Origin of the sequence: Spiroplasma endosymbiont of Lonchoptera lutea, from assembly GCF_964019715.1 — a bacterium.
GTDB lineage: Bacteria > Bacillota_I > Bacilli_A > Mycoplasmatales > Nriv7 > Nriv7.
This window is the reverse complement of the sequence record NZ_OZ026463.1, coordinates 1,180,446-1,207,243: the sequence shown is the minus strand read 5'-3', so window position 1 is coordinate 1,207,243 and position 26,798 is coordinate 1,180,446. Positions and strand designations below refer to the sequence as shown.

Genomic DNA, 26,798 nt, shown 5'->3' with positions numbered 1-26,798 from the left:
AAAGCTGAATTATACTTGTAAGTGCAAGTAAATAAAATTGCAAAAGATTTCATATAAAAATTTCATGATGCTAAGTTTATTTTAGAAAAAGTAAATTTAAGGAGTTTTTATATGGGATACAAACATCTTGGCATAGATGAAAGAATTTATATTGAGAATCAATTGAAATTTAAAGTAAAAATTAGTGAAATAGCTAAAAATCTTAATCGAAGTATTAGTACTATTAATCGAGAAGTTAATAGAAATAAAGATAATAATCATTATTTTTCATTAATTGCACAAAATAAAGCAGAAAATAGAAAACAATTACATGTTTATTTTCATAAATTTAAAAATAGAGAATTAGTAAAATATGTACAACAAAAATTATTATTAGGTTGATCGCTTGAACAAATTTATGGCAGAATTAAAAATTTTCATCAAGAATGAATTATTAGTTTTAAAACAATTTACAATTGAATTTATTCTGGATTACTTGAAAAGGTTACTAGTAAAAATTTAAGAAGAAAAGGTAAGAAACGAAAATCTCAAGAAAATCGGGGTAAATTTAATGGTAAATCCATTAAAGAACGAAATGTTAATAATCGCATAACTCTTGGCCATTGAGAAGGTGATACTGTAGTATCATCACGAGGTAAAAGTAAATCATGTTTAATAACTTTAGTTGAAAGAACATCAAGATTTACTTTAGCAATATTAGTTGAAAATAGAACTACTAAAGTTATTAACAAAAATATTAGTCATTATTTATCAATTCTTCCAAATAATCTTGTTAAGACTATAACATTTGATAGGGGTAAAGAATTTGCTAATTGACAACAACTTGAAAAAAATTTAAATGTGAAAATTTATTTTGCTGATGCATATTCACCTTGACAAAGAGGTACTAATGAAAATACTAATGGTTTAATTAGAGAAAAATTTCCTAAAAAATTTAATTTTTCAAACATTACTAAAAATGCAGTTCATAAATTTATATTGTCTTTAAACCAAAGACCAAGAAAAATACTAAATTATCTTTCGCCAATCGAATATTTGGTTAGAAAAATAATTTAGTTGCACTTAACTTTACAATTTGGCTAAAGTAAAAGAGTATTTAGCGAAATTTACTAAAGATAATCCTTTTGACTTAGAAGGAATGACTATTGATAAAAAGATTAGTGATGTTTTAGAAAAACTTCGAAAAAATTTAAAAAATCAATTTGGTAAAGAATCTAGTCGGATTACGATTAGTATGTATAATGTTAATAATACCATACAATCTGATGGTCTTTTAAAGCTTGATGAAAATTATAAAGCAGTTATTTTTAAAGTTGGAACATTTAGTAAAGAAATAAGAGTTTATTTTAATAATTTTCAAAATATTAGTGATTTTTTAAATAAAATAATTGAAAAAGATGTTAATTTCTTTGATGAGATAGTAGATATTGACTATTCTAATAACAAAGAAGATGATTTAATTAATGCTAAAAAAATTGCTAATTTTTATAAAAACAAATTTGGTTGAAAAGTTAAAGTAGGTTTCACATATAGATTAAAAAATTTTGTTATTTCGTTAGATGATTATCATTTTAAATTTACTAAGTTTCTTGATGACACATTTGTTGTCCCTATTAATAAAAGTGTTATTGAAGATCAAGATTTTATTAAGGTTTTTGGTTAATAAAAATATAAATTTAAAACAAGACTTGTAAAAAAAGTCTTGTTTTTATTTGGGAGACAAATAAGATATAATTTAAGGGAAATAAATTAAAAGGTATTAAAGTAGGTGATTTAAATGGTATATGATGTAATTGTTATTGGCGGGGGACACGCTGGGGTGGAAGCAGCTTTAGCTTGTGCACGGTTGAAACATAAGACACTGATGGTCACTCTTGATCCAACAAAGATTGCGAGTATGCCTTGTAATCCATCAATTGGTGGTCCTGCTAAGGGAATTGTTGTTAGAGAAATTGATGCTTTGGGTGGTGAGATGGCTAAAGCTGCGGATAAAACAGCATTACAAATGAAGCTATTAAATAGTTCACGCGGACCAGCAGTTTGAGCAATAAGAACGCAATCCGATAAGATTGCATATAGTAAATATATGTATGATGTTATTAGGCAACAAGATAATTTAACGGTACTATCAGCAATGGTAAATGAGTTATTAATAGAAAATCATACTGTTAAGGGTATCATTTTAAATGACGGTACAATAATTAAAGCTAAAAAAGTTATTTTAACAACAGGTACTTATATGGAAGCTAAAGTTTTACAAGGGTCTAGTGTTAAACAGGAAGGTCCTGATGGACAAAAAGGTTCTTATGGAATATCAAAACAATTAGCACAATTAGGATTTAAAGTTATTCGCTTAAAAACTGGAACACCACCACGAGTTCATAAACATAGTATTGATTACAGTAAAATGCAATTAGAATTAGGAACTGATTTACCATTAGCATTTTCTTTTTCTACAAAAGAGTTTGTGCCTTTAAAAAAACAAGTTCCTTGTTGACTTATTTATACTAATGAAAATACCCATCAAATTATTAATGAAAATTTAAAGGCATCAGCAATGTATCGTGCTATCCCCATTAGTGTTGGACCAAGATATTGTCCAAGTATTGAAGATAAGGTTGTTAGATTTGCTGATAAATCACGACATCAAATTTTTTTAGAACCAGAATCAGTTGCTTTAGAAACAATTTATGTTCAAGGATTTTCTACATCAATGCCGATTGATATTCAAGATCGGATGTTAAGAACTTTGCCGGGATTAGAAAATGTTCAAGTTCTTAAATGAGCATATGCCATTGAATATGATGCTATTGATCCTTTACAACTAAAATCAACCTTAGAAACCAAAATAATTAAAAATTTATTTAGTGCTGGACAAATTAATGGTACTAGTGGTTATGAAGAAGCTGCTTGTCAAGGATTAATGGCAGCGATTAATGTTCATTGTCAATTAGTGAATAAAGCACCATTTATTTTAAGAAGAGATGAAGCGTATATTGGCGTTTTAATTGATGACTTAGTTACTAAAGGAGTATCGGAACCTTATCGGTTATTAACTTCACGAGCTGAACATCGGATTTTTTTAAGAAATGATAATGCTGAAGATCGTTTAAAACAATATGCTTATGATATTGGTTTAGTAAGTAGGGTAGAGTGAGATGAATATCAAAAGCAATGTCAATTACAAAATATTGTTGAAAATGAATTAAGAGTAACACGATTTACACCTAATTCAACAATTCAAAAGGCATTACAAGAGAGTAATTTTTCATTGTTAACTGCTGGTATTAGTGCGTGAGATTTACTAAAACGACCAGAAATATCATTGAATTTTTTAGTACCTTATGTTACTAGTATTAATTTATTAAATCAAAATCAAAAAACTAATTGTGAAATTAGAAATAAATTTAGTGGTTATTTAGATCGCCATCAAAAGCAAATTACGCGAAAAATTAAATTAGAAAAAAAACAAATTCCGCGAGATATTAACTATGATTTTGTTGCTAATATTGCTATTGAAGCCAAAGAAAAATTAAAGTTAGTTCAACCGCTAACAGTCGCTCAAGCTTCACGAATTTCGGGAGTTAATCCCGCCGATATTGTATCATTGTTATTTCATTTACAAAAAAAATATCCACAAACTAGTTAATAATTAGTTTGTTAAGGTGGGAATAAAGTGGATAAAATCTTTAAATTAATAAATAGTATTAATATTGCTAGTATCTTTGCTCTTCCCATTTTTGGTTGTAGTCTTTCTGTTACTGATCAAGCAGTTATTTTTGCTAATCATCCATTAAGTATTTATGATAATGCAACAACAAAAAACTTTTATAATTCATCAATTGATATTTTAGATAATTATTGAATTATTGATAATATTGCTGATAAGAGTACGCAATTGTTATTTTGACAAAATATGTTGAATACGCATACTAAAAATAAAACAAAATATTTTATTGCTTTAAATCATAATTTTGCTAATAATATTCCTAATTTAACAAAAGAGTTAGAAAAGTCGGTTGCTACGGGTAATAAAATTATTACCTTAGATTATGATTATGTTCATAATTCTGTTAGTAATAAAATTGTTAATTTAGTTGAAATTAAATTTGATGTTTTGACAATGGGTTATAATTTAGGATATCAATCAGGTATTTATATGTTAAAAAATCATCAAGATTTTACAATGATTGATAATAAAATTCAAGTTAGTGCTGTTGAATATTTAAATGATCAATTAGCACAACGATTAACTTTTGGGTTTCAACAAGGACTATATCAAGCGCAAATTGATAGTAAACAAGATGGTGGTTATGAGTTTAATTTTGTTGATTGACAAACATCAATTGATAATCGTGATCCTTTAATTATCTCTGATTGGAATCGTAATAATATGTATAATACTGCAAAAGCATTATTAGAAAATCATCAAGTTAGTTTAATTTTTGATCCGTTGTTATTATATAGTAATAATTTAGTAAAAGCTTTTATTGATAATAATGATAATTTAAAAAAACATTATTTTGTTAGTGTTGATATTATGAATAAAGAAAAATATCATATTAAACCCAAAAATTATTTACTTGCTAGTATTAATCGTAATTTTACGGGTATATTATCTAAAATTTATCATTCTGAGGAAATAAAACCACAGTTATTAACTGATTGAAATTTCGTTAGTGATATTATTGTTGATATCCAAGATATTAAATTTTCTCATCAACAATTTGATAATAATAAATTTGTGTGAAAGTCTTTGCAATGTAATGTTATTAATGCTCGATTATCACAACATTTTTGTAAAGAAGGAACTAGCTAATGTCATCACCTTTAATTGAATTTAATAATGTTTATAAACAATATCAAGATAATTTAGTTTTAAATAATATTACTTTAAAGGTAAATTCTGGTGAAATTCATGCCTTAGTTGGTGATAATGGGGCTGGTAAAACAACTTGTGTGCGTTTATTAGCTGGTTTGGAAAATCCCACCGATGGTGTGATTAAAGTTGCTAATAAACGCATCGGACAGTTTTTGACTCCTAACTATCAAATTAGTTATGCTGGACAAGATACTTACTTTATTCCTGATTTTAGTGTTCGACAAAATATAGTTTTGGGAAATGAACCACAATTTTTGAAAATATTTATTAATTGAGGAAAAACTGAAGCTAAAATTGAAAAATTAATGCGGAAGTATAAAATTTATGTTGATTTAAATAAACAGTTTGGGATTCTTTCATTATCAGAACAAAGAAAGGTGGCATTACTAAGAGCCTTGTACCAAAAACCACGAATTTTAGTTTTAGATGAGCCAACAGTCGGTTTACCGTTGGAACAAGAAGAGGAGTTTTTACCAATTTTTAAATCTTTTATTAAAGATAAAATTACAGTAATTTTTTCAACACGAAGTAAAGAATTTGCTAAAGCAGTGTCAAATCATTATTCGTTATTAAATAAAGGTCGGATTGTGTGGACAAAGCATAATAAAAATGTTTTAAAAGTAAAGAAAATTCAACATAAATATTGAACAACAATGATTGACCATAAAAAAGAATCTTTTAAAAAAAGGGAATTAGTATTATATGTTGAAGATATTAGTTTTAATAAACGCAATTATCCAAAATTAGAAGGCATTGATTTAATTTTACAAGTTGGTGAAATTTTAGGAGTTTATGATCGCACAAATATTAGTAGTTCCTTAATTGGGGATATAATTTCAGGAAAAACTAAATCACCAACAGTAAGAATATTTTTTAAAAATGATAGTATTAATAAAAAGAATCAGGCGTATCGTTATAAATTAGGCATTGATTTAGTACCAGAAAATTTTTTACAAGATGCAACTATTGATAGTTATTCTTTAATTGATAATTTTATTTTATGACATCATAATAATCCTAAATATTTAAATGCTGGGGTTTTAAGGCGTGATGATATTTGATTTAAATTAAAAAAGATTTTACAAAATTATCAAATGCCTGATTTTATTAATGGTAATAGTATTGCCAATACTTTATCTAATGGTGAATTACAAAAATTTGTTTTAGCAAGGACATTAGAAACAAACCCGAAAGTTGTTATTTTAGTTAATCCGTTAATGCATTTAGATAATGATTCAGCAAAATTGATTATTAATCGTATTATTGCCTTGCAAAAAAAAGGCGTAGCATTTCTTTTAATTGATTGTGATTCGCATCTTTTAGAATTATTAGCTAATCGGGTGACAGTTATTCAAAATGGGAGAATGGTTGCTACCTTAGAAGGGGATGATGTTAAAAGTAATATTTTAAACAATCCACTGCTTCTTTCTAAAAAACGCGAAGATTTGATTGATAAACATATTCAAATTACTAAAAGTGAATTAAAATATAAAAGTATTTCTCGAAAAGTTTTATTGTGGCAAAAAATTATTAATAAAATTACAATAGTTAAAGATAAAATTGTGCAAGTAATAGCGACAATTAAAATAAGGATTACTGGTGGTTAGAAATGAATATTATAAGAAATTTTTGAACTAACAAAAAATTAAAAGCAGCAACGGTGGTTTCATTAACAGTAGTTTTGCTTTTTGTCTTATCGGCAATAATCTTTACGCTTTTTAAAGTTAGTTCTTTGAAAGCATATGATACATTATTTTTAATGCCTTTTAATGATATTAATCATTTTCATAATTTTGTAAATTCATTTTCATATTTGCTATTAGCATCATTAGCTTCGTTAGTAGCATTTCGGTTTCGAATTTATAATCTTGGAGTTATTGGGCAAATGATTATTGGGGCAACAATCACATTTATTACTTCACGATTATTAAGTGCTGTTGGTATTACTACTAAATTTACAACAATGTTATTAATTTTAGTATCAATTATTGCAGGGGCATTGTATGCTCTCATTGCTGGTTTTTTTAAAACTTATTTTAAGATTAATGAAATGGCATCAACTTTGTTGCTTAATATTATTGCTTTTAATATTTATTATTATTTACCAGAATGAAGTCAATATAATGATGGTATTATTAATAATAATGCTTCTTTAATAATTAAATTAAGTATGACGGTTTATTTTTCTATTACAATTTTTATTGCTTTGTTTATTTATGGTTTTGTAACGATTTTATTAGATCGTCGCGTGTTTGGTTTTCGTTTAGAATTAACCGTTGCTAATGTTGAGGCGGCGCAATATGCAAGATTAAATCCTAATGCTAAGCAATTAATTATTATGACAATTTCAGGAGCAATTGCCGGAATCGCAGGCTATACTTATTTTGTTGCTAATCTAAATAAATTAGGAACATTAAGTTCAACAATGTTACAAGAATTTGATAATTTGTTGATTCCCTTATGAGCATTTAATTCGCGTATTGGGGTTTTGTTGCTTAGTATTTTAGTTGGTTTAATTCGTTCGCAAACTCAATTTCTTTCGTTGACATCATTTGATTATGAAATCATTGATATTATTTTTTCATTTTGTATTACCATTTCTGTTTTAGTAAGTTATATTATTTTATGAAAACAAGAACCAAAGTTTTTAATTAATTTTAGAATGCGGGAGGCGTTAGTAAACCAACGACCTGATGTTAATGATGCAACTAATATAATTAATAAGGGGCGACGATAATTATGAATATTGTTAATATTTTTATTAGTAGTTTATCATTATCAGCACCATTACTATTCGCAGCTATGGGATGTTTAATAATGCAAAAAGTGGGGATTTTAAATTTTGGTGTTGATGGCGTAATGATTTTAGGGGGGTTATCGTATGCAATTGTGATTAAACAATATTTATTTCTTGGTGATAATATTTGTTTTTTAGGTTTTTTTTTAGCATTTGTTATTGGTATGGGATTAGGTTTAATTCATGCGGTATTAACGGTTTCTTTAAAAACTAATCAGTTTCTTGTTTCATTTATTTGAAATTATTTGGCTTTAGGTTTGAGTTCGCTAATTTTAATATTTAATTATGGACAAAGAACATTAGATGCTAATGAAATTTTTATTGCTCCAATATTTATCGGATATCCGTTATCTTTAGTTTTTATTTTTAATGTTATTTTAATATTAGTTGTTTCTTCTTTTTTCTTTTTAACGCGAATGGGGTTATATTTTAAAGCAGCTGGAAAGAATGCTGTTGTTTTAACTTTAAGTCAAATAAATGTTGTTAAAATTCGTTATTTAGCAGTTATTGTTGGCTTTGGTTTAATAGCATTAGGTGGTGCATTTTTTACAAACCAAAAAGGCACTTTTGATGTTAGTGTTAATAATATCGGATTAATTGCTTTTGCGATTGTGGCATTAAGTCAATGAGCAGTATTTCGCAGCGTATTTTTTACTTATTTAGTAACAGTTTTACTTGAATTTAGTGGATTTTTACGACAAGATAGTAATAAGTGATGATGGACAATATTACCTTATGTTTTACCATTATTAATTGCGCCACTATTTGCATTATATGAAAAAAATGATCGGATGCCAAAAATGTTAAATACGCCGTATACGAAGGAAAAAAGTTAAGATGTTAGTTAGTTTATTAAAGAAAATAAATATTGTTTGTTCTAATGAACAAATAAAACAATTAGAAAAATATTTTGAATTATTGCAACAATGAAATGAGAAAATGAATCTTACAACAATAATTAGTAAAGAAGAGGTTTATCAAAAACATTTTTTTGATTCATTGTTATTAACAAAAAATGTTGTTTTAGAACAACAACTCATATGTGATGTTGATACGGGAGCTGGATTTCCAGGAATCGTTATTAAGATTTTATTTCCGAAGGTTAAATTATTTCTTGTTGAAGCAATTACTAAAAAGTGTTTATTTTTACAAGCAGTAGTTGAAAACTTATTTTTAAAAGATGTAACGATTATTAATAATCGTGTTGAAAATATTGCGATTCAATATCGTGATTTTTTTGATATTGTTACTGTCAGAGCGGTTGCTCAGTTGAATATGTTATTAGAATTATGTATACCAATTGTAAAAGTTAAAGGAATGTTTATTGCTTTAAAATCAGAAACTAATCAAGAATTATTTAATAGTCAAAATGCTTTAAAAGTTTTAAATACAGAGTTAATATCTACTTATAGTAGTAATTGAAATTTTTTAGGTAAAAGAACAATTTTATATTTTATTAAGCAAAAAGCGATTGATAAATTATATCCGCGAGATTTTGCTAAAATAAAACGATGACCATTATAATTTTTAATAAACTCTTGTTATAATGTTAATATAATTAGGTAAAATATTTGGGAATCTTAAAAAAGGAAGTTAAAATTTATGGCTAAAGTAATTGCAATTGCTAATCAAAAAGGTGGTGTTGGCAAAACGACAACATCAATAAATCTTGCTGCTGGTTTGGGCAGATATGGACAAAAAGTTTTGCTGATTGATTTAGATCCACAAGGAAATAGTACAACAGGAATTGGTGCTGATAAAAGTAAAATTGAAAGGTGTATGTTTGATGTTTTAGTTAATGATATTGCTCTTAGTGAAATTATTCAAAAAAATGTTTGTCAAAATGTTGATTTAGCACCAGCAACATTATCATTAGCAAGTGCTGATTTACATTTATTAGAACAATCTAAGGATAAGCAAAATATTTTGTTGGATAAGTTAAAAGGTATTCTTAATAATTATCATTATATTATTATTGATTGCCCACCATCATTAGGATTATTAAATCGTAATGCGTTAAGTGCATCTAATACGGTAATTATTCCGATTCAAGCTGAATATTATGCTTTAGAAGGATTAACGCAATTGTTAACTTCAATTAGATTTGTTCAACAAAGAAGTAATAAAAATTTAACTATTGAAGGTATTTTATTAACAATGTTTGATACTAGAACAAAGTTATCGTATGAAGTAATGCAAGAAGCACAAAAGTATTTTAAAGAGAAAGTATATAAAACTTATATTCCGCGAAATATTAAAATATCGGAAGCGCCATCAAATGGGGATGATATTTTTAGTTATGCCGAAAATTCATCGGGGGCAATTGCTTATATGGAACTAGTTAAGGAGGTATTGCTAAATAATGGCACAGAACAACAAATTAATAACTAAAAAAAGATTATCGGTTAAAGGATTAGATAAGATTTTTGGTGAAGAAATTAATGATTTAATTAGTGAAATTGAAGCCAATGATGAAATTAAGCAAAATGCGGTTAAAATTTCATTAGATGAAATTCGTAGTAATCCTTATCAACCACGAATTGTTTTTGATGATGCTGAGATTACACAATTAGGACAATCAATTGTTAAGCATGGGGTTATTCAACCAATTATTGTTAAGAAATCAATTAATGGTTATGAAGTTGTTGCGGGAGAAAGAAGAATGCGGGCTTGTAAAAAGGTCGGATTAACTCATATTCCAGCAATTATTATTAATTTATCTGATAAACAAATGATGGAAATTGCTTTAATTGAGAATATTCAAAGAGTTGATTTAAATACCATTGAAGAGGCACAAGCATATCGTGATTTAATGAATAAATTAAACTTAACGCAAGGTGAAGTGGCAATGCAAGTCGGAAAGTCACGGTCACATATTGCTAATATTATGCGAATTTTAAATTTACCGCAAAAAATCCAAGATTATGTTTTAAATGGTCAATTAACGATGGGGCAGGTGAAGCCATTATTAGCTTTACAAGATGATATGGAATTAGTTTCTCGTTTAAGTGAACGCATTTTTAAAGAAAATTTAACATCTAGAAAGGTTGAAGATATTGTTCGGGCCTATCAATTACAAATTGGTAAGAAAGATAAAAATGAACAAAAAGTTGGTGTTTTGCCAAAGTGAGAATATGCACCTGTCGCTGAAAAAATGATTAGAATTTTAGGAACTAAGGTTGTCATTGATGATAATCGTATTATCATTAAGTTTTATAATGATAAAGATTTGAATCGCATTTTGGAAGTTCTTAAAATTATTTAAATTATTAAATAATTTTCTGTAAAATAAATCAGATTTTAAATTTTTCTAAATAATAGAAAAATTGCGATTTTATTAAGATTATTGGTATAATTAATAGATAAATATTTGTTTTAGGAAATTAATATTTTATACTATTAGCATTTTATTTATTTTTATTAATTAAATATTAAATATGAAAGAGGAATAAAGAAATTATGTCTTTAAAAGCAGGAATTGTTGGATTACCTAATGTTGGAAAATCAACATTATTTAATGCCATTACCAATTCTAAAGTTGAAGCTGCAAATTATCCTTTCACAACGATTAATCCTAATGTTGGTATTGTTAAAGTACCCGATAGTAGACTTAATAAGTTGGAAGAAATTTTTCAACCTGAGAAAGTTATTGCTAATAATTTTGAGTTTACAGATATTGCGGGACTTGTTAAAGGGGCATCATTAGGCCTTGGTTTAGGTAATAAGTTTTTAGGTCATATTCGTGAAGTTGATGCGATTTGTGAAGTTGTGCGTTGTTTTGATGATAGTAATGTTAATCATGTTGAAACTACGATTGATCCGATTAGAGATATTGAAATTATTAATTTAGAATTAATTTTAGCAGATTATGATATCGTTATTAAAATATTACAAAAATTAGAAAAACTTGTTAAAAATGATAAAAATCCAGTTTTACTGAAAGAAATTAATTTATTAAAGAAAATTAAAGAAGCGTTATTTGATGGTAAACCGATTCGGCGTTTAGAATTAACAGTTGAAGAAGTTAATTTGATTAAACATTATAGTTTTTTAACTAGTAAACCAATTTTGTATATTGCAAATATTAGTGAAAAAGATTTAGTGGATAAAACTAATAAGTGAGTTGAAAAAGTTAAGGATTATGCTATTGCTGAGAAATCACAAGTTATTGTTATTTGTGCAAAAACAGAATTAGAAATTTCATCGTTAGAAGATAATGATAAAGAAGAGTTTTTAAAATCATTAAATTTAGAAACATCAGGCTTAGATCAGATGATTTCAAAAACATATCGCACATTAGGTTTATCAACATTTTTTACAGCTGGTAAGAAAGAAGTTCGTGCTTGAACATTTAAAAGTGGTATGGAAGCTGTTGAATGTGCTAGTATTATTCATACTGATATTTCTCGTGGTTTTATTAAATTAGAAGTTTATAGTTATGATGATTTAGTTAAATATGGTAGTGAGAATGCCGTTAAATTGTCAGGAAAGTTACGATTTGAAGGGAAAAATTATTTAGTTTCTGATGGTGATATTTGTTATTTCCGTTTTAATGTTTAAAGTCTTTAAGTTATTGAGCATTTTTATGTACAATAAAGTAATTATTATAGTGTAAAATAAATTAGTAGTTAAAAACTAATTTATTTTTTTATATATTAAAAGAAATGGAGATAATGGATGAAGAAAATACGATTACGCTATGCACCTAGTCCAACAGGATATTTACATATTGGTGGTGCCAGAACAGCAATTTTTAATTATCTATTTGCTAAACATTATAATGGCACATTTATTGTGCGAATTGAAGATACTGATTTAGAACGAAATGTTAGTGGTGGTATTGCGTCACAATTAGATAATTTGCGATGATTAAATATTGTTATTGATGAAACTATTGATACATTAGGTAATTTTGGTCCATATCAACAAACTGAGCGCTTACAAATTTATATTAAATATGCTAATGAGCTTGTTACTAATAATTTAGCATATTATTGTTATTGTTCAGCAGAACAATTAAGTCAAGTGAAACAAAAGCAAATTGATCAAGGAATAGCGCCAAGTTATGATGGTAAATGTTGAAGTCTTTCTATTAGTGATATTAAAGCAAAAGAAGTTTTAGGGATTAAACCAAGTATTAGAATCCGAATTCCAGAAAATAAATCTTATATTCTTAATGATTTGGTACGAAAAGAAGTAATATTTGCTAGTAAAGATATTAGTGATTTTGTTATTATTAAATCAAATGGGGTGGCGACTTATAATTTTGCTGTTGTTATTGATGATTATTTAATGAAAATTAGTCATGTTTTACGAGGTGAGGAGCATTTATCTAATACTCCAAAGCAATTAGTAGTCTATGAAGCTTTTAATTGAACACCACCAATTTTTGGTCATTTACCATTAATTGTTAATGAAAATCGGAAAAAATTGTCAAAACGCGATGGAACAATTGTACAATTTATTAGTCAGTATCGCGAATTAGGATATTTACCAGCAGCGTTATTTAATTTTTTTGTTTTATTAGGTTGATCACCACCAGATACGCAAGAAATTTATTCAATATCGCAATTAATTGCTATTTTTGATAAAAATCGTTTTAGTAAATCTAGTAGTTTGTTTGATGTTAATAAACTTAATTGAATTAATAATAAGTATATTCAAAAATTAGATGCGATTGCTTACTGAGAATTATGTTTGCCATTTTTATGTAAAGTTTATGAAATAAAAGCATATCCGTTAGTTTGATGACAAGAAGTAGTTGCTTTGTATCAGCAAGAATTAATTTATGGACAACAAATAAGTGGTTTAGTTGCGATGTTTATTGAAGATGATATTGTGGCTACGGAAGTTATTGAATATTTAAAAACTAATGATGTTTTATTAGTCATTAATAATTTTAAGCAATTAATTCAAAATTTAAAGCAATGAGATGATGATAGTATTAATGGTATTATTACTACAATTAAAAAAGAACAAAATCTTAAAGGTAAAGACTTATTGATGCCAATTAGAATTGCTAGTTCAAAACGAATGGTAGGACCACAATTAGTAAAAACAATTAAACTTTTAGGTCAAAAAAAAGTAATGAATAATATTAATGAAATATTAGAAATATTTAATAGGGCGAGGTAAGATGATGAGTCAATGAATGGTTCGTGATAGTATTTATGGTAATATTAATGTTCAAGAATCAGTTATTATTGCTTTAATTAATAGTAAAGAGTTTCAACGCTTAAGAAGAATTTTGCAATTAGGTGGTGGACAATTTGTTTTTCCTAGTGCTGTTCATAATCGCTTTAGTCATTCATTAGGAGTTTATTATTTAATTGATAAAATTTTTAGAAATTCTAGTTTTGATAATGTATCTAATGAAGAAAAAACTTTAACAAAAATTGCTGGTTTATTACATGATTTAGGGCATGGCCCTTTTTCTCATAGTTTTGAAAAAGTTTCGCCAATTAATCATGAACAATGAACAATTACCATTATTCAAAATGAACAATCGCAAATTAATCAAGTTTTAAAAGCATTTAATATTGATGTGCAAGCTGTTTGTCAAATTATTGCTAAAACCCATCCTAATAAAATTCTTTTATCATTAGTAAGTTCCCAACTTGATTGTGATCGGATGGATTATTTGTTAAGAGATTCTTATCATACAGGTGTTGAATATGGAAATTTTGATATTGATTGAATTATGGAAAATTTACGAATTATTAATAATGAAATTGTTTATGATGAAAAAGCATTATTTGCAATTGAAAATTATTTGTTAGGTCGTTATCATATGTATTGGCAAATTTATAATCATAAAGTTGGCATTAGTTTTGATTATTTATTAGTAAATATTTTTAAACGCTTAAAATATTTATTTACAAAAAATTTTAAGTTTAAAACTGATATTGCTTTAGTTGTACCTTTATTACAAGAAAATAATTCCGAACAATTAAATGTAAGTCATTATTTACAACTTGATGATTATAGTTTAATGAGTCTTTTTAGTTTATTAGCTAAAGAAGAAGATAATATTTTGCAAGATTTAACAGACCGCATTGTTAATCGAAGATTTTTTAAATTAATTCCTAATGTCAATGCTAATGATTTAAAAAACTATCAAAAATTGTTAGTTGCAGGAAATTATGATTTAGATTATTATTTAATTATTGAAGAATTTAATCAGCCAACATTATATCAGCAAAACTTAATGGAGCAACCAATTAAATTAGTTAATAAAAATGATCTAGTATTTAATTTAGAAAAAAAATCTAAATTGATTAATACTAATGAACAAAGTAGTAAACAAGTTGAAAAACAACAATATGTATTATTACCAAAAGAAGTTTTAGTACAAACATAGATTTAGAAGGAGATAATATATGAATAAGTCTTTAGTTAATCTGGCATATGAATTTCTTATTAAGCGAAAACACGCTGGTTTTAAAGAAATTTATGATTATGTTAAGATTGCCAAGGAAACACCAATTGAAGCTGAAGCAAAAGAAATGGTTAATTTATATACTGATATGGTATTGGATAATCGTTTTTTGTTAATTCAGGATAAGGAATGGGGGTTACGACAAGATTATAAGTATGATGAAATTAAGAAACAATTAGAATTTTTATTTGCTATTAATGATGATATTGATCCTAAGAAATTAGAAGTTACTGAAATTATTGATGAAGTTGATGATACTTTTGAAGAAAGTATTGATGATGAAGAAGATGAATTAGAAATTGATAGCGATGATGAAGAAGATGAAGTTGATTGAGATGAAATTGAAAAAGAAATAGAAGAAAATAACTAGTTGTTAGAGTTAAAGAAGGTGAATTATAATGACAAAATATATTTTTATTACGGGTGGTGTAGTTTCCAGTTTAGGTAAGGGAATTGCTGGCGCTTCAATTGGTCATATTTTAAAAGATAGTGGATTAAAGGTTTTTATGCAAAAATTTGATCCATATATTAATGTTGATCCAGGAACAATGAATCCCTATGAGCATGGTGAGGTTTTTGTTACTGCTGATGGTAGTGAGACTGATTTAGATTTAGGTCATTATGAACGCTTTATTGATGAAAATTTGACTTGCTATTCATCAATTACTGCTGGTAAAGCATATTTAGAAGTAATTGAAAAAGAGCGGAATGGTGATTATGAAGGTAAAACAGTTCAAGTAGTACCGCATTTAACAGATATTATTAAGAATAAGATTTATTTAGCGTCAACTGTTAGTAAAGCCGATATTATTATTGGTGAAATTGGGGGCACAGTTGGTGATATTGAGTCATTACCATTTATTGAAACGATTCGGCAAATAAGAATGGAAAAAGGGAAAGAAAATGTGTTATTTATTCATGTTGCTTTAGTACCATTTATTGCTGCTAGTGGTGAATTTAAAACAAAGCCAGTTCAACATTCAGTTAAAGAATTATTGTCGTTAGGAATTCAACCAGATATTGTTCTTGCTCGTAGTGAACAAGAATTATCAGCACAATTAATTGATAAAATTTCTTTATTTTGTAATGTTAATCGTAATGCTGTTTTTAGTGCTTATGATGTGGATAATATTTATAAAGTACCAATTGTTCTTTATGAACAAGATATTTTAACAACGCTTGCTTCGTTGCTACATTTAAAAATTAAACATAATAATTTAAAGAAATTAAAATTGTTTTTACAAAAAGCTAGTGATGCTAAAAATAAAGTTATTACAATTTATTTAGTTGGTAAGTATATTGAATTACCGGATGCGTATTTATCAGTTTTAGAGTCATTAAAGTTAGCTGGTTATGAAAAAGGTGTTGAAGTTAAAGTGCAATGAATTAGTGCCAATGATATTGATGAAAATAATTATGAAGATATTTTTAAACATTGTAAAGGTATTGTTGTACCTGGTGGGTTTGGTTATCGGGGCATTGAAGGAAAAATATTAGCTGCTAAGTATGCTAGAAAACATCATATTCCTTATTTTGGCATTTGTTTAGGCATGCAAACGGCATTAATTGAATTTGGCCAAGATGTTTGTAAATTACCAGATGCTCATTCTGAGGAGTTTTTTCCTGAATGTAAAAATCCGATATTACATTTAATTAGAGGAAAAAACTCAACTGATCATGTTGGTGGTACATTGCGACTAGGAAATTATGATATTACTATTGAAGATAAAACGCATGTTTCGAAATTATACAAGAAGAAGGTTATCCAAGAACGCCATCGGCATCGTTACGAAGTAAATAATGATTATTTGGATTTATTTAAAGAAAAAGGAATTATTTTTAGTGGTATGTATAAAGAACAATCTTTAGTGGAAATTATTGAATTAAAGAACCATCCGTTTTTTATTGGTAGTCAATTTCATCCTGAATTTACTTCCCGACCAAGCAAATCAAATCCATTATTTATTGGATTTATTGAAGCAGTAATTAAAGCATATTAACAAATTTTAATCTTGGAGGATAGAAATGACAAAATTAGTTAATCCAACAGCAATGTTGCAAAAAGCGAGAAAAGAAAATTATGCAATTGCGCATTTTAATATTAATAATTTAGAATGAATTAAAGCAATTTTAAAAGCAGTACAAGAAACTAATAGTCCAGTAATTTTAGGAGTATCCGAAGGGGCAATTAAATATATGGGGGGAGTTAAAACGGTTTATGGATTAGTTACTAATCTAATGGATTTCATTAAGGTGACTGTTCCCGTAGCATTACATTTAGACCACGGTCAAACTGTTGAATCGTGTATTGCAGCGATTGATGCTGGTTTTTCTTCAGTAATGTTTGATGGTAGTCATCATCCTCTTGCTGAAAATTTAAAATTAACTGCCCAAGTAGTAGATTATGCTCATCGTAAAAATGTTGCTGTTGAGGCCGAAGTGGGAACTATTGGTGGTGAAGAAGATGGTGTTATTGGTACGGGCGAATTAGCAACCCTTGATGAATGTCAAGCAATGAAAAACTTGGCGGTTGATTTTTTAGCTGCCGGAATTAACAATATTCATGGTCCATATCCTAAAAATTGGGACGGTTTAAAATTAGATTTGTTAAAAAATATTTCTGAAAATATTTCTTTACCACTAGTATTACACGGTGGTTCGGGAATTGATATGGAACAAATTAAACAAGCGATTAGTTTAGGAATTAGTAAAATTAATGTTAATACGGAATTACAATTAGAATTTCAACAAGCAACCCGACAGTATATTATTGCTGAAAAAGATCAAGTGGGTAAAGGTTATGATCCGCGAAAATTATTAAATTCGGGAACTGTTGCTGTTGAGAATAAAGCGAAACAATTATTAGCAGAGTTTGGTAGTTTAGGTAAAGCTTAATTTAAAAAAGAATATTAATGTATTAAAAGAACGCCTTTAAAGGCGTTCTTTTTTTATTTATCATAATCCATAATCCAGATAAAGGATAAATCAGTTAATTGAAAAGTAAAACTTTTAATATTGATTTACTATCAAATAATACTTTTTAAAATTATGTGATAAAATATTTTATATTAAAGGATATTAAACTATCACTTGTAAACTTTAAAAATATTTTAGGAGATAATTGTAATGTGAAAAATGATTAGTTTTTTTAATATTTATTTATTAGTAAGTATTAGTTTTGTAAAACCACTATATCTTGTTAATGAGGATAATGAAAATCTTTTAACTGGTTATCGTTGTGCTTTTGAACCCAATAATCGTAACGAACTAATAATAAGAGATAAAAATCGTAGTCAATATTTAGATGTGAATAGTGATGATGTTATTGGTATGGAAGTTATTATGCAGTATGCAAAGATGGTTAGAAAATATTATTTTCAATCTCAAGAAATAGCATCATTAAGGTCTTGTTATGAAGAAATATTAAAAGTTTCGGAAAATAGTAAATTGGCGTATGATAAGTTTATCCATAATACTAAACAATTACAAAATGAATCAGGTTATTTTCCTTCTTTAACAACATTAATTGCTAAAATTAGAACAACAATATTACGCCATAATTATTATCCGCTGTTAGATTTTAATTCTATTATTAATGTTGTTGGTAGCGAAGAACAACATTTATTAAGTTTATATAATTATCTAAGTAAATATTATGGTATTGAAAATATTAAGCGTTGACTGTTTACTCTTGTTTTTACTAATAATATCCAAAAACGCTATTCAGGAGTTTTAGGGATTACAGTATTAAATAGTTTTTATGGCTATCAGTTTATTGCTTTAGATTCAAATATTTTAAGTAAAAATGTTGTTTTTGAAAATTATCAGTTAGGTCATTGAGTATCTAATAATATTATTACGGGTGTTATTCATGAATATGGGCATATGTTAGAATTTGCTTTATCGTTTTTACCTGAACAATTAAATAAAAACATTTTACTAAATAAAGTTACTAATAATGAAAGCAATTATTTTTTAAACAATTGGTTTTCACAAGTTGATTATAAAAATATTAATAATAATATTAATTAGAGGTTATAAAGTTCAACCAAGTAATTTTTCAGCATCTAATGAATTTATTCGTTTTATTGGTGAAAAATTAGGTTTTAATTCTGCCAATATTAATGTTTGAAAAGTAGAAGATAATAATGAATTTTTGGAAATTAATCGTAGTACCTTAATAAGTGCTTTAGTATCAAAATTATTTGTTGATAGTCGTTATGGCAAGTTTACTGATTGAAATGAGCAATTTGCCGAGTTAGTTAGTCAATGATTATTAACACCGAATAACCTGAAATGTAAAATTAAAAAGGACACTTATATAAAAAACAAATTGTGTTAATTCTATAATTAAGAAAAGAAAGGAATTAGCACAATGTATAAGTATCTGACTATTGAATCAATAATAGCAATAAAAGAATATAAAAGTTATGGATTTTCTATTCGTAAAATAGCAAAAGCAATTGATTATAGTAAATCAACTGTACACAGAGTTTGTAAATTATTAAATCAAAACTTATTACCATTAGAAATATTGAATCAAGTTCAAAAAAATAAACAAAATGCAGGTAGAAAATTAATAATTTTAACTTTAACAGAAATTAATACTATCAATCATTTGTTAATTACTAAAAATTATGCTCTTGATATAATTGCTGATTTTTTAAAGAAAAATAAAATAAAAAATATTTCAACAAAAACTTTATATAACATGTTTAAAACAAATCGAATGGGTTTTGATGAAAAAAATTTATTGAGAAAAGGCAAAAATAAACCTCATAAACAAAAAGAAACTAGGGGCAGAATTAATAATTGTAAATCTATTCATGAAAGAAATTTAATCATTCCTGAATTGTAAATATAAATGGGACAGTTTTTTAAAATAATTGTATTAAATCTATTGGTCTTTTATAAGATAATGATTTTCTGGGTGTAGAATTAATTTGAAATGCTATAGAATTTAAGTCTTTTTGTTTATATGAAGATAAATCAGTAGATTTTGGTAAATATCTTCTTAAAATACCATTATTGTTCTCATTTAAACCTCTTTGACAAGGTTTTCCGGCATCTGCAAAATAAATTTTAACATTACAATTTTTTTCAATTAATTTTCATTTACTAAATTCTTTACCACGATCAAAAGTAATAGTTTTAATTGTTCCTGGTATTAATTTTGAAATAAATTTTATTATACTTTGTGTAATACTTTCTGCTTTATGATTTTTAGTTTTCAAAGGAATTGTGGTTTTTGATCATATATCAGCTAAAGTAATAATAGAACTTTTATGATCTTTACCAACGATAGTATCTCCCTCTAAATGGCCAAATTCTTGTATATTTTTAATATTTGGAATGATTAAATTTCTTTCATGAATAGATTTACAATTATTAATTCTGCCCCTAGTTTCTTTTTGTTTATGAGGTTTATTTTTGCCTTTTCTCAATAAATTTTTTTCATCAAAACCCATTCGATTTGTTTTAAACATGTTATATAAAGTTTTTGTTGAAATATTTTTTATTTTATTTTTCTTTAAAAAATCAGCAATTATATCAAGAGCATAATTTTTAGTAATTAACAAATGATTGATAGTATTAATTTCTGTTAAAGTTAAAATTATTAATTTTCTACCTGCATTTTGTTTATTTTTTTGAACTTGATTCAATATTTCTAATGGTAATAAGTTTTGATTTAATAATTTACAAACTCTGTGTACAGTTGATTTACTATAATCAATTGCTTTTGCTATTTTACGAATAGAAAATCCATAACTTTTATATTCTTTTATTGCTATTATTGATTCAATAGTCAGATACTTATACATTGTGCTAATTCCTTTCTTTTCTTAATTATAGAATTAACACAATTTGTTTTTTATATAAGTGTCCTTTTTAATTTTACATTTCAGGAAATATTAAAAATATACAAGAATTTGGCCATTTAGAGGGAGATACTATCGTTGGTAAAGATCATAAAAGTTCTATTATTACTTTAGCTGATATATGATCAAAAACCACAATTCCTTTGAAAACTAAAAATCATAAAGCAGAAAGTATTACACAAAGTATAATAAAATTTATTTCAAAATTAATACCAGGAACAATTAAAACTATTACTTTTGATCGTGGTAAAGAATTTAGTAAATGAAAATTAATTGAAAAAAATTGTAATGTTAAAATTTATTTTGCAGATGCCGGAAAACCTTGTCAAAGAGGTTTAAATGAGAACAATAATGGTATTTTAAGAAGATATTTACCAAAATCTACTGATTTATCTTCATATAAACAAAAAGACTTAAATTCTATAGCATTTCAAATTATGGATAGGCTACAATAAGTTGGACCATAATTATATAGACTTCAAAATTATTAAGAAAGAAGGAATATAAAAATGGGAAATAAAACCTCATACTCTGAAGAATTTAAAAAACAAATTGTAATGCTATACAAAAATGACAAAAGTGTTATTAATTTAGGGAAAGAATATAATTTACCAAAACCAACTATTTATAGTTGAATTAAAAATTATAATAATTCTGGGTCATTTAAAGCAAAAGATAATCGCACTGTCGAAGAAAATGAATTAATTTACTTGCGAAAAGAAAACCAACAATTACGGATGGAAAATGACATTTTAAAGCAAGCAGCACTGATAATCGGGAAAAAATAACAATAATTAATAACAACAAAAATAAATATTCAGTGAGGAAAATATGTAAGATTTTAGGTTTACTAAAATCAACATATTATTATCAAACTAATAAATGCACCAAGTTTGATGTTAATAATTATGAACAAGAAGTTATCAGTGCATTTAATAAAAGTCGCAAGATTTATGGTGCTCGTAAAATTAAAGCTGTTTTAATAAGAAAAAATATCATTTTATCACGACGAAAAATCCGATTCATTATGATCAAAAATAATTTGGTTTCTAAATACACCAAGTTAAAATATTGTAATCATAAAAAAACAGTTAATAATGACGAAATTAATAATGTTTTAAATCGTCAATTTAATGACAAAAAACCAAATGAAGTTGTTGTTAGTGATTTAACATATGTTCAAGTTGGCACTAAATGACATTATATTTGTTTATTAATTGACTTGTTTAATCGCGAAGTAATTGGCTATAGTGCTGGGCCAAATAAAACTGCTGAATTAGTTCAACAAGCTTTTCACAAGATAACACGACCATTAAATAAAATAACTTTATTTCATACTGATCGTGGTAATGAGTTTAAAAATAAAATTATTGATGAAATTTTAATAACCTTTAAAATTAAAAGATCATTAAGCTCCAAAGGATGCCCATATGATAATGCTGTTGCTGAAGCAACTTACAAAACCTTTAAAACCGAATTTATTAACGGTAAAAAATTTGCAAACTTAACACAACTAAAATGCGAACTATTTGATTTTGTTAATTGATATAACAATATTCGAATTCATGGCAGTTTAAATTATTTAACTCCCGTTGAATTTAGAAAATACCAGTCTACATAAAAAGTGTCCTAAAAAGGGTTGCCAATCCATTAATTCTACACCCAGAAAATCATTATCTTATAAAAGACCAATAGATTTAATACAATTATTTTAAAAAACTGTCCCATTTATATTTACAATTCAGGTTTGTTAATATTAAATATTTTGTTTTATTACTTATTTTTCAAATAAAATGATAATTAAATTGTAATTATTTTTCTTTCAAAATTATTTAAAGCTTTTCCCACCTAACAAAACTTTATGCGTCCTTAAAAAAGGAGAAATTATTTTTTGGGTATTTATTTTTTACTGAAACAAAGAATCAAACTTTAAATGATTTAATAATTAGAATTTTTAAAAAAAATATTTTATAATTAAATTCCAAGTTAAAAAGACTACAGATTAACATTTGGAGAATGGTGTTGATTGTTCGATAATTTTATTAATTAGTAAAAATTTATGAAAGGAATTTAATTAATATGAAAAAACTTTTAGAATTATTAGGAACAATTGCGATTGCTAGTAGTACGGTGCCAACTGTTATTGCTACTAGTTCATTACAAAAAGAAATTAAAAAAGTTGGTGATTTAGATGAATTAAATTGAACGCACTTAACTAAAATAAGAAATAAAAGAAACACAGAAAATGATAAAACTAAACATGTATTTAAAACTTATGGAGCCGATAAACCAACAGAGGAACAAATCAAAAATAGAGTAAAAGAAAAAAATCAGTCAGTAGATATAACAAAAATTAAAGTTGAAAATATTACTGTAAATAGTGCAGTAATTAGTATAACTGGTTTTAGTGGTAAACTAACAATTGATTTTACAGTTGATAAGTCTGTACCAATAAATATAATTATTAAAAATACTGATTTAGGAGAAATTGATATAAATAACTTTGGTGGTGATAATTATGATGAAGCTTTATTTAAACATTTTTTAAAACAATTAAATCCGCAGTTAGATATTAATAAAATCAAAATTGAAAAAACTCACCTATATGGGGGCAAAATTACCTCAATTGATACAAGTATTTATACTGGTGAAATAAATTTTAATTATTCTATACCACTAAGATTATATATTGAAAAAAAGGAATTAGGCTTAATTAGAACTGATGGACTTCATAAACCAACGGAACAGCAAATTAAAGATAAATTAAAAGAATTAAATAGAAAATTAGAAAATGTTATAGATGATTTTGAAATTAAAGATATAACATTTGAAAATGCAGAAATAACTTTTAAAAGAAAAGACCTTTTAAGTGGTAGTGCAAAAGTTAATTTTTTATCTAATGTTAATTTAAATAAAATTATTACAAATACCACTTTAGGTGAATTTAAAACTAGTAATTTATCTAATCCAACAGAGCAACAAATCAAGGATAAATTAAAAGAACTATATCCTAGTATAGATATAAATAAAATTAATATTTTAAATATTACTTTGACTAGTGCTCAAATTAAATCAAATAATTTAAGTTTTTATATTGGAAATATAAATGTTAATTATACTGTTTCAATAGAGTCGCTTAATTGATAATAATATTTAAAAAATAATAAACCAACTAAAAAAAGGAAAATAACAATAATGAAAAAAATATTAATTATTTTAGGAGTAATCAATTTAATCACAACTGAAACAACAAGTTAAATACTTTGTAAAAAATAATTATTCAAACTTCTAGAAGCTACTTTGTTAAAAATTTTTGTAATGTTTGAAATGGGGTTTTAGTATTTAAAGATGAATGACGACGCTCAAAGTTATAAAAGTAATAACATTTGTTTAAATAATGTTGAAGTTCATTTTGGTTTAATTTTGTATCCTTAGAATAAAATAATTTGGTATAATGTTTATGAAACCGCTCGATTTTACCGTTACTCTGTGGCGAACGAATCGGTGTGTTTTCGTGGACAATTCCATTCCTCGAAAGAAAGGTTGTAAAAGGCCTTTCTTTTACTTTGTATGTTTTTTTATTTATTACTTCAGTTAGTAGTAGTAAATTCCGGAGCGTTGTCAGTACGAAGGCGTTTAATGGTTATCCCAAGTTCACGAAAATCTTTCATTGCTCTTTGCACAGCATTAATGGCATTGTTAGTTCCTAAACTATCATAAACATAGCCAAATACTATGCGTGTCATTTCGTCAATGAAATCATAAATATAATATTTTTTATCAACCGGAAAATTTGATGTGGTAATAATTTTGGCATCCATTTGTAAAAGACCAATTTCGGAGACTTCATAACGCTTAAAATGGCGTTTTGTTTGTTTGATTTGCTGTTTTAATTCTTTTCAACGAGGGTCAGATTTAATTCAACTATAAAAGGTTTTGATGTTTTTAGGAACTTCTGAATTTTTAATATTGTGAAAACCGATTTTTAAATTGTTAAATAAAGACCAGATTCCGCCAGCTTGAAGATTTTTATAATCAAAATATAAATCACATACTTTTTTGCGAGAATTTAAACTATATTGATAATTAAGATTTTGTGGTTTTGTAGTTTTAAACAATAACAAATTTAAATTGTCAGAATAATAAGCGGTCATAATTTTTTCTGCCCAACGATAAAAGGTTTTCGTTGCATTCTTAAAATATTTTTTAATAAGTTTTGTTAAAGTAGTTTCTTCAATATAGAAATAAGTACATAAATTTAAATAGGCAGTAATACGTTTTTTAGTTTTATAGTAATAAGGATTACGGCAATTAGCACTTAGTCAACTTTGGATTTTTGCTTTTAAATCGGCTAAATCAGCTTGGGAAATAATATATTTCATTTTTAAACTCCTTAAATTAAGAAAATCGTATTACAAAAAACACGATTTTCAAAAATATTTATTAAATTACTAATTTTTATTAGGCATTTCAGCAAAAAAGGAAATTATACGATAAACACCTGAAACTTTTTTAAATGAAATTTTAACATTAACAATTTCGTCAAGCCAATAACTACGGACATCGTAAGTAGAACTATCAACCCGGTAACCATTTATTTTTTTAAAAACACCATTTTTGTTATAAAGATTAGTAAATTCTGAATTATAAACATAAAATTGTTTTTGTAGTGCTGGAAAATTAGGTAATAAAATATTACTTTTAGTAAAATCAAGCATATCATAATTTTTAGGAATTAAAATTAAACCACTATTCTTAACACTAGCAAACTGCAAATTATATTCTTTAAAATTATTACTACACGCAGAGATAAATATTACCCCAACTAAATTTAAAAGTGATAAAATTTTTCGTATAACAAAAAACCTCCTTTCTTTAAGAAGAAATTATACATTTAATAAGTTATTCTAGCAAATTTAAGAGAACTTTTTTAATATCATTAATAAGATTGCTAATGGCACCACAAATTCAAATAACATCTGAAATGCTGGAATAACTTCAAACACCGGAAGGGCGGTTTTGGTAAAATTAATCGTTGTTTTGGCAATATCCGCAAGGGGGTGAATTAAAAGATTAATCCCTGAAATACCAAGTAGTCAATTCAACATACTAACAGAAGCGTGCTGAATACCACAAGATATGGCATTAAATAAACCTCAATAAGAACAGTTAGGCGTCGGAATTAAGTCATGCATATTACCACTTATTCCACCGCCAATAAAAGCCGTTGAATTCAAAATGTTAAAATCGTATAAAGAATAATGATATTTGGTGCTTTCACTTTTCTTTTTATATAGTGGAAAAGTTAGTGTAAAAATATTAACCCCATACATTACATCGACTTTAGCATTATAAAAATGCAGTTTATTACTAGTAACGTTTCATAATTGGTTATCATATGCTTTAACCTGAAATGTAAAATTAAAAAGGACACTTATATAAAAAACAAATTGTGTTAATTCTATAATTAAGAAAAGAAAGGAATTAGCACAATGTATAAGTATCTGACTATTGAATCAATAATAGCAATAAAAGAATATAAAAGTTATGGATTTTCTATTCGCAAAATAGCAAAAGCAATTGATTATAGTAAATCAACTGTACACAGAGTTTGTAAATTATTAAATCAAAACTTATTACCATTAGAAATATTGAATCAAGTTCAAAAAAATAAACAAAATGCAGGTAGAAAATTAATAATTTTAACTTTAACAGAAATTAATACTATCAATCATTTGTTAATTACTAAAAATTATGCTCTTGATATAATTGCTGATTTCCTGAATTGTAAATATAAATGGG

General features: G+C 26.2%; 26 protein-coding genes and 3 pseudogenes. 24 read left to right on the top strand and 5 right to left on the bottom strand.

From position 1 onward, the window contains the following. Nucleotides 1–111 precede the first annotated feature (111 nt). The 19 genes and pseudogenes from AACK97_RS06845 to AACK97_RS06755 form a co-directional block, all read left to right on the top strand. Nucleotides 112–1,056, top strand: coding sequence for an IS30 family transposase (locus AACK97_RS06845; protein ID WP_338967637.1), 945 nt, complete (start codon nucleotides 112–114; stop codon nucleotides 1,054–1,056). Between the two features lie 19 nt (nucleotides 1,057–1,075). Next, nucleotides 1,076–1,663: an SIMPL domain-containing protein gene (locus AACK97_RS06840; protein ID WP_338967634.1), complete on the top strand. Its 588-nt coding sequence runs from the start codon at nucleotides 1,076–1,078 to the stop codon at nucleotides 1,661–1,663. A gap of 114 nt (nucleotides 1,664–1,777) precedes the next feature. Then, nucleotides 1,778–3,649 carry a tRNA uridine-5-carboxymethylaminomethyl(34) synthesis enzyme MnmG gene (gene mnmG / locus AACK97_RS06835; protein WP_338967632.1) on the top strand — a complete coding sequence of 624 codons (1,872 nt, stop codon included), beginning with the start codon at nucleotides 1,778–1,780 and terminating at the stop codon, nucleotides 3,647–3,649. A gap of 27 nt (nucleotides 3,650–3,676) precedes the next feature. Continuing rightward, on the top strand, nucleotides 3,677–4,819 hold the full coding sequence (locus tag AACK97_RS06830; protein ID WP_338967629.1) for a hypothetical protein: 1,143 nt from the start codon (nucleotides 3,677–3,679) through the stop codon (nucleotides 4,817–4,819). Next, nucleotides 4,819–6,489, top strand: a complete 1,671-nt coding sequence (locus AACK97_RS06825) for an ATP-binding cassette domain-containing protein (RefSeq protein WP_338967627.1) — start codon at nucleotides 4,819–4,821, stop codon at nucleotides 6,487–6,489. Before AACK97_RS06830 ends, AACK97_RS06825 begins: the two co-directional genes overlap by 1 nt. A 2-nt stretch (nucleotides 6,490–6,491) precedes the next feature. Continuing rightward, complete coding sequence (locus AACK97_RS06820; protein ID WP_338967626.1) at nucleotides 6,492–7,619, top strand: ABC transporter permease subunit; 1,128 nt, start codon at nucleotides 6,492–6,494, stop codon at nucleotides 7,617–7,619. A gap of 2 nt (nucleotides 7,620–7,621) precedes the next feature. Further along, a complete protein-coding gene (locus tag AACK97_RS06815) occupies nucleotides 7,622–8,515 on the top strand; it encodes an ABC transporter permease subunit (RefSeq protein ID WP_338967624.1) in 894 nt (297 codons plus the stop codon). Between the two features lies 1 nt (nucleotide 8,516). Continuing rightward, on the top strand, nucleotides 8,517–9,203 hold the full coding sequence (gene rsmG / locus AACK97_RS06810; RefSeq protein WP_338967621.1) for a 16S rRNA (guanine(527)-N(7))-methyltransferase RsmG: 687 nt from the start codon (nucleotides 8,517–8,519) through the stop codon (nucleotides 9,201–9,203). Between the two features lie 78 nt (nucleotides 9,204–9,281). Next, nucleotides 9,282–10,070 carry an AAA family ATPase gene (locus AACK97_RS06805; protein WP_338967619.1) on the top strand — a complete coding sequence of 263 codons (789 nt, stop codon included), beginning with the start codon at nucleotides 9,282–9,284 and terminating at the stop codon, nucleotides 10,068–10,070. Then, nucleotides 10,042–10,944, top strand: a complete 903-nt coding sequence (locus AACK97_RS06800) for a ParB/RepB/Spo0J family partition protein (RefSeq protein WP_338967617.1) — start codon at nucleotides 10,042–10,044, stop codon at nucleotides 10,942–10,944. Before AACK97_RS06805 ends, AACK97_RS06800 begins: the two co-directional genes overlap by 29 nt. A 194-nt stretch (nucleotides 10,945–11,138) precedes the next feature. Next, the gene (gene ychF, locus AACK97_RS06795) at nucleotides 11,139–12,239 is read left to right on the top strand and encodes a redox-regulated ATPase YchF (RefSeq protein ID WP_338967615.1); all 1,101 of its coding nucleotides are present in this window, start codon (nucleotides 11,139–11,141) and stop codon (nucleotides 12,237–12,239) included. Between the two features lie 117 nt (nucleotides 12,240–12,356). Then, nucleotides 12,357–13,814, top strand: coding sequence for a glutamate--tRNA ligase (gene gltX / locus AACK97_RS06790; RefSeq protein ID WP_338967613.1), 1,458 nt, complete (start codon nucleotides 12,357–12,359; stop codon nucleotides 13,812–13,814). A gap of 1 nt (nucleotide 13,815) precedes the next feature. Further along, a complete protein-coding gene (locus tag AACK97_RS06785; protein ID WP_338967611.1) occupies nucleotides 13,816–15,039 on the top strand; it encodes an HD domain-containing protein in 1,224 nt (407 codons plus the stop codon). Between the two features lie 19 nt (nucleotides 15,040–15,058). Continuing rightward, nucleotides 15,059–15,487 (top strand): DNA-directed RNA polymerase subunit delta, encoded by a 429-nt coding sequence (gene rpoE / locus AACK97_RS06780; protein WP_338967609.1) that lies wholly within the window; start codon nucleotides 15,059–15,061, stop codon nucleotides 15,485–15,487. Between the two features lie 28 nt (nucleotides 15,488–15,515). After that, on the top strand, nucleotides 15,516–17,117 hold the full coding sequence (locus AACK97_RS06775) for a CTP synthase (RefSeq protein WP_338967607.1): 1,602 nt from the start codon (nucleotides 15,516–15,518) through the stop codon (nucleotides 17,115–17,117). A 25-nt stretch (nucleotides 17,118–17,142) separates the two neighbouring features. Further along, nucleotides 17,143–18,012, top strand: coding sequence for a class II fructose-1,6-bisphosphate aldolase (gene fba, locus AACK97_RS06770; RefSeq protein WP_338967604.1), 870 nt, complete (start codon nucleotides 17,143–17,145; stop codon nucleotides 18,010–18,012). Nucleotides 18,013–18,243: 231 nt separating this feature from the next. Beyond that, nucleotides 18,244–19,149 carry a hypothetical protein gene (locus AACK97_RS06765; RefSeq protein ID WP_338967602.1) on the top strand — a complete coding sequence of 302 codons (906 nt, stop codon included), beginning with the start codon at nucleotides 18,244–18,246 and terminating at the stop codon, nucleotides 19,147–19,149. Beyond that, a complete protein-coding gene (locus AACK97_RS06760; protein ID WP_338967599.1) occupies nucleotides 19,115–19,459 on the top strand; it encodes a hypothetical protein in 345 nt (114 codons plus the stop codon). The genes AACK97_RS06765 and AACK97_RS06760 overlap by 35 nt, the downstream gene beginning before the upstream one ends. Nucleotides 19,460–19,492: 33 nt before the next feature. Continuing rightward, nucleotides 19,493–19,972, top strand: a pseudogene (locus AACK97_RS06755) (helix-turn-helix domain-containing protein); the annotation flags it as partial. Nucleotides 19,973–19,994: 22 nt separating this feature from the next. On the opposite strand, the gene AACK97_RS06750 reads toward AACK97_RS06755, so the two are convergent. Further along, entirely contained in the window at nucleotides 19,995–20,939 is a 945-nt protein-coding gene (locus AACK97_RS06750; protein WP_338966714.1) for an IS30 family transposase, read from the bottom strand. An 86-nt stretch (nucleotides 20,940–21,025) separates the two neighbouring features. Here AACK97_RS06750 and AACK97_RS06745 point away from each other — a divergent pair. The 4 genes and pseudogenes from AACK97_RS06745 to AACK97_RS06730 form a co-directional block, all read left to right on the top strand. Further along, nucleotides 21,026–21,451 (top strand): annotated as a pseudogene (locus AACK97_RS06745) (IS30 family transposase); the annotation flags it as partial. A gap of 54 nt (nucleotides 21,452–21,505) precedes the next feature. Then, nucleotides 21,506–22,617, top strand: a protein-coding gene (locus AACK97_RS06740; RefSeq protein ID WP_338966745.1) for an IS3 family transposase whose coding sequence is annotated in 2 segments (ribosomal slippage) — nucleotides 21,506–21,749 and nucleotides 21,749–22,617 — 1,113 coding nt in all. Because the reading frame shifts where the segments join, the coding sequence is not laid out codon by codon here. Further along, a complete protein-coding gene (locus AACK97_RS06735; RefSeq protein WP_338967594.1) occupies nucleotides 22,589–22,711 on the top strand; it encodes a hypothetical protein in 123 nt (40 codons plus the stop codon). Before AACK97_RS06740 ends, AACK97_RS06735 begins: the two co-directional genes overlap by 29 nt. 364 nt (nucleotides 22,712–23,075) lie before the next feature. Beyond that, nucleotides 23,076–24,143 (top strand): hypothetical protein, encoded by a 1,068-nt coding sequence (locus AACK97_RS06730; RefSeq protein WP_338967593.1) that lies wholly within the window; start codon nucleotides 23,076–23,078, stop codon nucleotides 24,141–24,143. 148 nt (nucleotides 24,144–24,291) lie between these two features. Here AACK97_RS06730 and AACK97_RS07710 read toward each other — a convergent pair whose 3' ends face one another. From AACK97_RS07710 to AACK97_RS06715, 4 genes are all read right to left on the bottom strand, one after another. Further along, nucleotides 24,292–24,471 (bottom strand): hypothetical protein, encoded by a 180-nt coding sequence (locus tag AACK97_RS07710; RefSeq protein ID WP_422397251.1) that lies wholly within the window; start codon nucleotides 24,469–24,471, stop codon nucleotides 24,292–24,294. A gap of 103 nt (nucleotides 24,472–24,574) precedes the next feature. Beyond that, a complete protein-coding gene (locus AACK97_RS06725) occupies nucleotides 24,575–25,378 on the bottom strand; it encodes a transposase family protein (RefSeq protein WP_338967591.1) in 804 nt (267 codons plus the stop codon). 69 nt (nucleotides 25,379–25,447) lie between these two features. After that, on the bottom strand, nucleotides 25,448–25,771 hold the full coding sequence (locus AACK97_RS06720; RefSeq protein ID WP_338967589.1) for a hypothetical protein: 324 nt from the start codon (nucleotides 25,769–25,771) through the stop codon (nucleotides 25,448–25,450). A gap of 141 nt (nucleotides 25,772–25,912) precedes the next feature. Continuing rightward, nucleotides 25,913–26,329 carry a hypothetical protein gene (locus tag AACK97_RS06715; RefSeq protein ID WP_338967587.1) on the bottom strand — a complete coding sequence of 139 codons (417 nt, stop codon included), beginning with the start codon at nucleotides 26,327–26,329 and terminating at the stop codon, nucleotides 25,913–25,915. 159 nt (nucleotides 26,330–26,488) lie between these two features. Here AACK97_RS06715 and AACK97_RS06710 point away from each other — a divergent pair. Beyond that, nucleotides 26,489–26,779, top strand: a pseudogene (locus AACK97_RS06710) (helix-turn-helix domain-containing protein); the annotation flags it as partial. Nucleotides 26,780–26,798 lie beyond the last annotated feature (19 nt).